The sequence below is a fragment of the Clostridium senegalense genome, assembly GCF_018916625.1.
GTDB lineage: Bacteria > Bacillota > Clostridia > Clostridiales > Clostridiaceae > Clostridium_J > Clostridium_J senegalense.
Genome location: NZ_JAHLNC010000014.1, coordinates 40,395 through 49,492, shown reverse-complemented (window position 1 = coordinate 49,492; position 9,098 = coordinate 40,395). Strand labels below are relative to the sequence as shown.

The 9,098-nt window shown below is 26.8% G+C and carries 6 protein-coding genes and 1 tRNA gene; 4 read left to right on the top strand and 3 right to left on the bottom strand.

All coding sequences use genetic code 11. The annotated features are described in order from the left end of the window. Positions 1–16: 16 nt before the first annotated feature. Positions 17–130, top strand: a complete 114-nt coding sequence (locus KQI36_RS17965; RefSeq protein WP_425321733.1) for an integrase core domain-containing protein — start codon at positions 17–19, stop codon at positions 128–130. Between the two features lie 248 nt (positions 131–378). Further along, positions 379–1,197, top strand: a complete 819-nt coding sequence (folK, locus tag KQI36_RS16470) for a 2-amino-4-hydroxy-6-hydroxymethyldihydropteridine diphosphokinase (RefSeq protein ID WP_216451854.1) — start codon at positions 379–381, stop codon at positions 1,195–1,197. 67 nt (positions 1,198–1,264) lie between these two features. Here the strand turns inward: folK and KQI36_RS16465 are convergent, their stop codons facing one another. Together KQI36_RS16465 and KQI36_RS16460 are read right to left on the bottom strand one after the other, a co-directional pair. After that, a complete protein-coding gene (locus KQI36_RS16465; RefSeq protein WP_216451853.1) occupies positions 1,265–1,849 on the bottom strand; it encodes a DUF4883 family protein in 585 nt (194 codons plus the stop codon). Positions 1,850–2,858: 1,009 nt separating this feature from the next. Then, positions 2,859–2,940, bottom strand: a tRNA-Leu gene (locus KQI36_RS16460). Between the two features lie 817 nt (positions 2,941–3,757). Between KQI36_RS16460 and KQI36_RS16455 the strand changes: the two genes are divergently transcribed. Continuing rightward, entirely contained in the window at positions 3,758–5,116 is a 1,359-nt protein-coding gene (locus tag KQI36_RS16455) for an alanine/glycine:cation symporter family protein (protein WP_216451852.1), read from the top strand. 62 nt (positions 5,117–5,178) lie between these two features. On the opposite strand, the gene glsA is transcribed toward KQI36_RS16455, so the two are convergent. Then, a complete protein-coding gene (glsA, locus tag KQI36_RS16450; RefSeq protein WP_216451851.1) occupies positions 5,179–6,093 on the bottom strand; it encodes a glutaminase A in 915 nt (304 codons plus the stop codon). A 754-nt stretch (positions 6,094–6,847) separates the two neighbouring features. Between glsA and KQI36_RS16445 the strand changes: the two genes are divergently transcribed. Next, entirely contained in the window at positions 6,848–8,758 is a 1,911-nt protein-coding gene (locus KQI36_RS16445) for an ABC-F family ATP-binding cassette domain-containing protein (protein ID WP_216451850.1), read from the top strand. Positions 8,759–9,098 lie beyond the last annotated feature (340 nt).

Sequence of the window (9,098 nt, the reverse complement as noted above, 5' to 3'; positions counted from 1 at the left end):
TTGGAGTTTAGATGATATTCGCAATAATATAAATGATTTTGTTTATAGATATAACAATGAGAGAATACACTCTTCAATTGGATATGTTACACCACACGAATATTATCTTAAGAATTTAACGTGTGTTTAAAAATTTAAGCATATATTAGTATAAGTTAAGTTTGTCCAATTAGAGGGGAGCCGTCCGCTGTTAACTATCCACTATTAACTCTTAACTTTTAATTAAAATAATCTGTTAATTATTGATAAAATATTAATTTGAGCTTTCTCATTATAGAGGTATAAGATAAAATTAAAAGATTGAAGTATTAGTTTTTCTATATAATAAGTATTTAGTATTGGCAAAAAAACTGAGGATGATGTTTAGGGAGTGTTGGAATGGATAAAATATTTATAAAAGATTTAGAAATTTTTGCAAATCATGGATATTTTCAAGAAGAGAAAAATTTAGGGCAAAAATTTGTATTAACAATGGAAGTGGAACTTGACTTAAGTAGGGCAAGTAGTGAAGATAGTTTAGAAGATACCGTTCATTATGGAATACTTTGTGATGAAATAGAAAAAGAATTCACTAAAACTACTTATGATTTAATTGAAACAGCATGTGAAGAGTTGATTAATTCTATAATGTTTAAATATAATATTATTAATAAAATAAGTTTAGAATTAAAAAAACCTTGGGCACCAGTAAAAAAACACTTAGATTATGTTGCAATAAAAATGGAGCGTTCATGGCATGAAGCAATAATTGCTGTTGGTGCTAATATAGGTGACAAAAAACAGAATATTATGAATGCCTTTGAAATAATAAACAATTCTAAACATACTAAAATAGAGGAAATTGCTAATTTTTATGAGACAGAGCCTTTTGGTTATGAAGATCAAGATATGTTTTTAAATACAGCTATAAAAATAAAGACAATGCTTAGTCCTAAAAGACTTATGGAATATCTACTTGAAGTAGAGAAAGATTTAAAAAGAGAAAGAATAATAAGATGGGGACCAAGAACATTAGACTTAGATGTAATCTTCTATGAAGATTTAATTAGTTATGAAAAAGATATAATACTTCCACATCCAAGAATGGAGGAAAGATTATTTGTATTAGATCCACTGTGCGATATAGTGCCGTATAAAGTTCATCCAATTTTAAATAAAAGAGTAATTGATATAAAAAAAGAATTGGAAAACAAATAAAAAATATAAACTAAATGAGCATAATATACTTGGTAAACTAAAAGTTGATTAAAAAAAGAGGGCATTTCTAATTGCCCTCTTTTTCTTCTTTAGATTCATTAGGTTCTTTTATAGGTTGTTCTTTTTCAATATTCTCTCTTTTATCTGGTATATCTTCTTCATCTTTGTTTAGTGAATTATCAGTAAAGTATTTACAAAGGCCATATACGTTATAAGCTATAGGTACTTGAGATATATCCATATAATCTTTTGAGTGATTTCCATCCCATGGATAAATAGATATATATTTTTCATTATAAACATTTATAACATATTTACAATTATCAAAAGTTATAAAAACTTTATAAGTTATTTTTTCATCACTTAGATCTACTGAATCTTTTTCTAAAGCATAATCCTTTTTTAAAGAATTCATGAATTTTAAAACATCAAAAGATTGTTCCTCTGTTAAAGTTTGTTGCTTGTACATATTTACATCAAAAACTGAAACCTCTGTTGGAGGGTTTTCTATGTAAGAATTTATTAAGTTTTCTGTATAAAAATTTATACTAGGTTTTTCTTTTTTAAAAATAAATTTTAAGTCACTAGAGCATCCAGTAAGTGTAACGGACATAAAAATTACACAAATTATAACTGAAAGCCTTTTGTACATAAAAAATCAACTCCTTGTCTAATTAGTATATATATCTAAAATATGAAGAGGAGTTATAAATTATTACAAAAGCAATTAATTAACTAATACTCATATAGGGAAACAATTTAGAACTTAAATTTATACATCAAATTTTTATTATCAGTTAAGAAAAATAAGTGCAAATATGTTTAGTTAAGAATTATGAATTTAGGATGAAAGTGGCAACCACTTTCTTTGAAAAGAGGTTCGGGACTGGCTTTGAATTTTTAGATATAAGTATAAAGTTAGAAGAGCATCAAGTGTTAGCGAAGAAAATAAATTTATCGTGCCTGTCCCATTTGTGATGGAGATAGAACTTGGGTGAATTGATTATTTAGTTGATGTAGAGAGTTTTAAAGAAATTGACAAAGGACAATTGACAGTGTTGGTTAAAACTGGATTCCAGTTTCTTTTCAATTTAAGGGAGTAAATTCTGGGTTTAGGATATAAAACAAACAAAAGCTATATTCAAAACTTGTAGCCGTAACAAGAAGGAGAGGTTCATTTAATTGTACCACCATAAAAAACTCTAGTGCTCAATAAAAAGGGGAGATAAAATAAATTATCGAGCAAAGAACCAGTACTTGAGCTGCAAAGCAGCGTACTTGTTAGGTACTGGTTCTTTGCTTATTTTGTTATGGGTATACAGTAATTATGGAATCTACAGTTAAGCGAAGAAAATATCCGAAAATGAACCTGTCCCACTTGTTATGGAATAAAAGTCTTGGATAATTGCTTATTTAGAAGTTTTAATTTTGTAGATTTAAAAATATGTTGAGAATTACTAGGAACGAAGTGAATAGTAATAACCACAACTGTTCACTATTCACTCTTAAATTTTAACTAAACTAATACGTTAGTTATTGATAAAATATTAATTTGAGTTTTCTCATTTGATAAATGAACAAGTTTAAAAGTTACATTAAAACCTTGTATATAATTATTTATAAACAAAACAAAAAACATGGTTTATAAAAAACCATGTTTTTGGTGCTAGTGACGAGAGTCGAACTCGTACGGTTTCCCGTTCGATTTTGAGTCGAATGCGTCTGCCATTCCGCCACACTAGCAAATTGCCAACTGACAATATTTATTTTAGCATGATACATATTAAAAATCAATAGTTTTTTATAAAAAAGTTCCAAATTTAACTAAAGGTAATAAAAAATAATTACATTATTAAGAAAGATCTAAAAAAATAATTTAAATATATTAAAATAAGAAAGTAAATTTTAAACAATAATTATAGAGTATTAAAAAACTTATTAAATAAAATTTAATACTGGTATATATAACATATAGTTTATTATAGGTATAATTCAATTAATATCATAGGAAATAATTTCATATTAATTGAATTAATTAATAAATGGTTAAATATGTATTAATGATAGAAATAAGGTATATTCGTAAGTTGAAAAGAATATTTTTAAAGTATATATAAGATTAGTTCAAAATACCATACAAATATAGTTAGTTAAGGATTAAGAATTAAAAATTATTGATGAAACTGAGCGTCAGTTTCTTAAAGTTAAAAATACGTTGAGAATTACTAGGAACAAAGTGAATAGTAATAACCACTAGAGCAAATAGATACATATATATTTAAGCAATTTATAATTATAAAAAATATAAAATTAAACGTTAGAAAAAAGAACAAATAAAAGCTAGTTATTTGTGGTAACTAATAGTATTTACAAAATATAAAGCTCTAATATTAATTAGTTTAATTAATTACTTAAACTATTTATTTTAAATTAAGGTAATAAGAAGGTGATAAAAGTTATATTAGAGATACAAAATTAAGTAGATTTATTTTGTACTTCTATATGAGCAAATTTAAATTTAAATAGCAAAAATTTAATCAATACTATAGGAGGATTATTTATGGATGGATTACTTAATGCTATTACCAATTTAAATGAGGTGCTTTGGAGTAGTGTTTTATTAGTGCTGCTATTAGGTACAGGAATATTTTTTACAATTAGGTTAAAGTTTGTTCAGGTTAGAAAGTTTGGTGAAGGTTTTAAAAGGGTTTTTGGTGGTATAAATTTAAAAGGAAAAAAAGCAGGCAAAGATGGTATGAGTTCTTTCCAAGCTGTAGCTACAGCAATTGCTGCACAAGTAGGAACAGGAAACCTTGCAGGAGCTGCTACAGCAATTGCTGCTGGTGGACCTGGTGCTATCTTCTGGATGTGGGTCAGTGCATTTTTAGGAATGTCTACAATATATGCAGAAGCTGTTCTAGCTCAATTGTTTAAAACTAGAGTTGAAGGCGAAGTTACAGGAGGACCAGCGTATTATATTAAAAATGGTATTAAAAACAAAAAAATTGGTGGATTTTTATCTGTATTTTTTGCTATATCATGTACACTAGCATTAGGATTTATGGGGAATGCAGTTCAAGCAAATTCCATATCAGATGCTTTTAATAACTCCTTTGGAGTTTCTCCATTAATAGTAGGTATAATAGTTTCAATTATAGGTGGGTTTGTATTTTTCGGAGGTATGGGACGTATAGCATCTGTAACAGAAAAAGTTGTTCCATTTATGGCTGGTATGTATATACTTGTTGGAGTAATAGTAATTGCTATGAATGGAAATCAGTTACTTCCAGCATTTAAAGCCATTTTTGTAGGAGCTTTTAATCCACAAGCTGTAGTTGGTGGTGCAATAGGTATAACTATAAGACAGGCTGTAAGATATGGTGTTTCAAGAGGATTATTTTCTAATGAAGCAGGAATGGGTTCAACTCCACATGCTCATGCAGTTGCAAATGTTAAACATCCAAGTGAGCAAGGATCTGTGGCTATAGTAAGTGTATTTATAGATACATTTGTAATTCTTACATTAACAGCATTAGTTATAATAACAAGTGGAGCATTAAATGAAGGAAACTTAACAGGTATACAATTAACACAAAGAGCATTTGAATTAACATTAGGTAGTTTTGGTGATGTTTTTGTAGCAATATGTTTATTATTCTTTGCGTTCTCAACAATAATTGGGTGGTATTTCTTTGGAGAAAATAACATAAAGTTTTTATTTGGAAAAAAAGGATTAACTCCTTATAGAATATTAGTTATGATAGTAGTTATTATTGGATCCACACTAAAAGTTGATTTAGTATGGCAGTTAGCAGATACTTTTAATGGATTAATGGTTATTCCTAATTTAATAGCATTATTAGTATTAAGTAGATTAGTTGTTAAAGCCACAAAGGATTATGATGAGTTAAAGAAATAGAAATATAAAAAATATAAAGGAAACGTTAAGATTAACGTTTCCTTTTTTATCTTAAGAGTATATTAGAATATACTTAAATCTAATTCGTTAGAAAGGTATTCTAAAACTTTTAATCCACCACAACTATTTCCTTTAGAATCTAGAGCAGGTCCAACTAAACCAATGCCCATTCTTCTAGGAACAGCAGCCATTATACCACCGCCAACTCCACTTTTAGAAGGGATTCCAATATGTACAGCGAATTTACCAGATGCATCATACATTCCGCAAGTAACCATTATAGTTTTTATCATTCTGCATATATCTCTAGATATAATTCTTTCACCGTTTATAAGTACACCGTCATTAGCAAGCATAGCTCCGATTCTAGCTAAATCTCTGCAAGTAACTTCCATAGAACATGCTTTGAAGTAAACATCAAGAATTTCTTCAACTTCACCTTCTATTATGCCGTTACCTTTCATGTAATAAGCAAGTGCTCTATTTCTATCTCCAGTAGCTTTTTCGCTTCTATAAACATCTTCATTTATCTCAATAGTATCATTTTCACAAATTTTTCTTGTGAAATTAAGGATAGTTTTAATTTTATCTTCAGGACTTTCTCCGTTTAATAAAGAAGTAACAGCTATAGCTCCTGCATTTATCATTGGGTTTAAAGGCTTTTTCTGGGGGCTGGTTTCAAGATTTGTTATAGAGTTGAACGCAAGTTCTGTAGGTTCCATACCAACCTTAGAAAAAACATATTCTGATCCGTTTTGTAATATTGCAACCATTAAGGTTATAACCTTAGATATACTTTGAATAGTAAAACTAGTATCATAGTCTCCTGAATAGTACTCTTTTCCATCTAATGTAGTGATGCATATTCCTAAAACATTTGGATCAGCTTTTGCAAGCTCAGGAATGTAATCTGCTACAGCACCTTTTTGAGTCCAATCTCTACTTTTTTCAATAATATTATCTAAAATTCTTTTCATAAGTCCACTCCTTTATAATCTCAATGTTTTTTTGTTAAAGTCTTTTTAAATTATTATAAATATAATTATATCATCTATAATATGAATTATATTATGCAAAAGACTTTAATTTTGAAAAACTAAAAACAATATTTGTATAATATTAAAATAAATACAAAGCAAAACATTCAGCAAAAACTTAATTGTTATATCAGTTTTAATATAAAAAGTATTAAGACAATTTTGAATATGTAAACACAACTAAGAATTTATGAATTTGAATTGCTATAAAAATAAAAAATAAATAATAATAAAATTTTCTTGTGAAATAAAATAATAATCAAATTATTAACAAAATACTATACATTGAGTATATATGCTTTTTAAGTGAAAATCAATTACTAAACTTAAATTATATTAAAAAAATGTTATTAATATATAAATTTAGTAACTTTATATAGAAAAAATATGTAAAATGTGGTAAAAAACACGGATTAAATAATGATATGTGTTAAAAGTATAACTTTACATATTTTAAAGGTAAACTAGCAGAAAAATTTAATATAGTATATAATTTATTTAAGTATTATATGGATACAAGCTCAAGTTTAAATCTGTTAAATAATTTGAAAATATTTTCATGTTATAAGAAAGTACTTACTTTAGATACTTACGAGCTTGCGTCATTCTTTTAGACTTCCAAGTATTAAGATAAAATATCTTACAAGTAAGCTTGGAGTCATATAGATAAATTAAAGCAAGAGGATGGTAATAAATGAATTTAATAACTTTAGATAATATAACTAAAAGCTATAGTGATAAAATTTTACTAAATGATATAAAATTAACGATTTCTAGTGAAGATAAAATTGGGATTATAGGAGTGAATGGTGCTGGTAAATCGACTCTTTTGAAAATTGTTGCTGGAATAGAAAATTATGAGAATGGAACTATAGTAAAAATGAATGGGTTAAGAGTAGAATATTTAGCTCAAGAAGTGTTTTACGATGATGAAGATAATGTTTTAGATTTAGTGTTTAAAGGATCTTCAGAAGTTATGAAAGTTTTAAGAGAATATGAAGAGACTGTATATAATCTAGAGAAGGATAGTACTAATACTAAATTTCAAAATAAATTAACAGCATTACAAAATAAAATGGATGCTTTAAATGGATGGCAAGTTGAAAGTGATGCTAAAAGAATTTTAACGAAACTTGGAGTAAATAACTTTAATGAAAAAGTGAAAAATTTATCCGGTGGACAAAGAAAAAGAATAGCATTAGCTAGTAGTTTAATTGCACAGTGTGATATTTTGATATTAGATGAGCCTACAAATCATATGGACAATGAGGCTATTGAATGGCTTGAAAATGAATTGAAAGTAAGAAAATGTGCATTGCTTATGATTACTCATGATAGATATTTTTTAGATAGGGTTGCAAATAAAATTTTTGAAATAGAAAAAGGTAATTTATATACATATGATGGAAATTATTCTGTTTTTGTTGAGAAAAGAATAGAACGTATGGAAATGCAAGAGAGTCTTGAAAGAAAAAGACAAAATTTATATAGAAGAGAGCTTGAATGGGTAAAAAGAGGTGCAAAGGCAAGAAGTACTAAGCAAAAGGCAAGACTTGATAGATTTGAAGAAATTAAAAATGGAAAAATTGATATAAGTAGTGAAAAAGTTAATATAAGTACTGGCAGTAGCAGACTTGGTAAAAAAATAATAGAAGCTGAAAATATAAGTAAAAATTTTGATGATAAACTTATAATAAAAGACTTTAACTATATAGCTACTAAAGAAGATAGAGTTGGAATAATAGGGAATAATGGGATAGGAAAGTCTACTCTTTTAAATATTTTAAGTGATAAATTAGAACCAGACAGTGGAGTAATTACCTTTGGGGACACAGTAAAACTTGGATATTTTTCACAAGAAAATGAAGATATGAATTATGATCTAAGAGCTATAGATTATATAAAAGAAAGTGCGGAATTTATAACAACTAATGATGGAAGTAAAATATCTGCATCTCAAATGCTTGAAAGATTTTTATTTGAAGGACCTAGTCAGTATACACCTATAAATAAACTTTCCGGTGGTGAAAGAAGAAGATTATATCTACTAAAAATACTTATGGAGAGTCCTAATGTATTATTTTTAGATGAGCCTACCAATGATTTAGATATTGATACTTTAGCAATACTTGAGCAATATTTAGAGGAGTTTAATGGCACAGTAATAACTGTATCCCACGATAGATATTTTTTAAATAGAGTAGCTAACAAAATACTTTCTTTTAGAGGAAATGGTGAAATTATAGAAATTACAGGAAACTATAGTGATTATAAAGATTATGAAGAAGCATTTTTAAAAGAAGAAGGGGATAAAAAAGAGGTTAAAGAAAAAACTGAATATAAAAATAGGAAAAAAGATAAACCACTAAAATTCTCCTTTAAAGAACAAAAAGAATATGAAGAAATAGATGATAATATTTCATCAAAAGAAGAAGAAATAGAAAATATAGAAAAAGAAATAGCTAAAAATGGAAGCGATTTTGTGAAGTTACAAGAGCTATTAAAAGCTCAAGAGACATTAAAAGGTGAACTTGATTATTTAATGGAAAGATGGGTATACCTAAATGAGCTTGCAGATAGAATAGAAGAGCAGAAGAATAATTAAAATAACGCCATTTAAAGATAGTTTTAAAAACTATCTTTAAATGGCTTATTTAGTTTAAGTGGTTATATTTAATAAAAATTTAAACTTTTGATATTAAACTGACAAGGTTAAAATATAAAATTGTTTTAAGTAATAAATAATTTTATATTTATTCATCAAATTTTTGTTATTAGTTAAAAAAGCAAGTATAAATATAGTTAGTTTAAAAATTAGAAATTAACAGTTAAGGTTTAAGAATAAAACTGGAAATTAGTTTCTTTTGATTTAATCATATAATTTTCTTTGCAAATTTATAAAAAGATACGTTGAGAATTACTAGGAACGAAGTGAGTAGTAATAA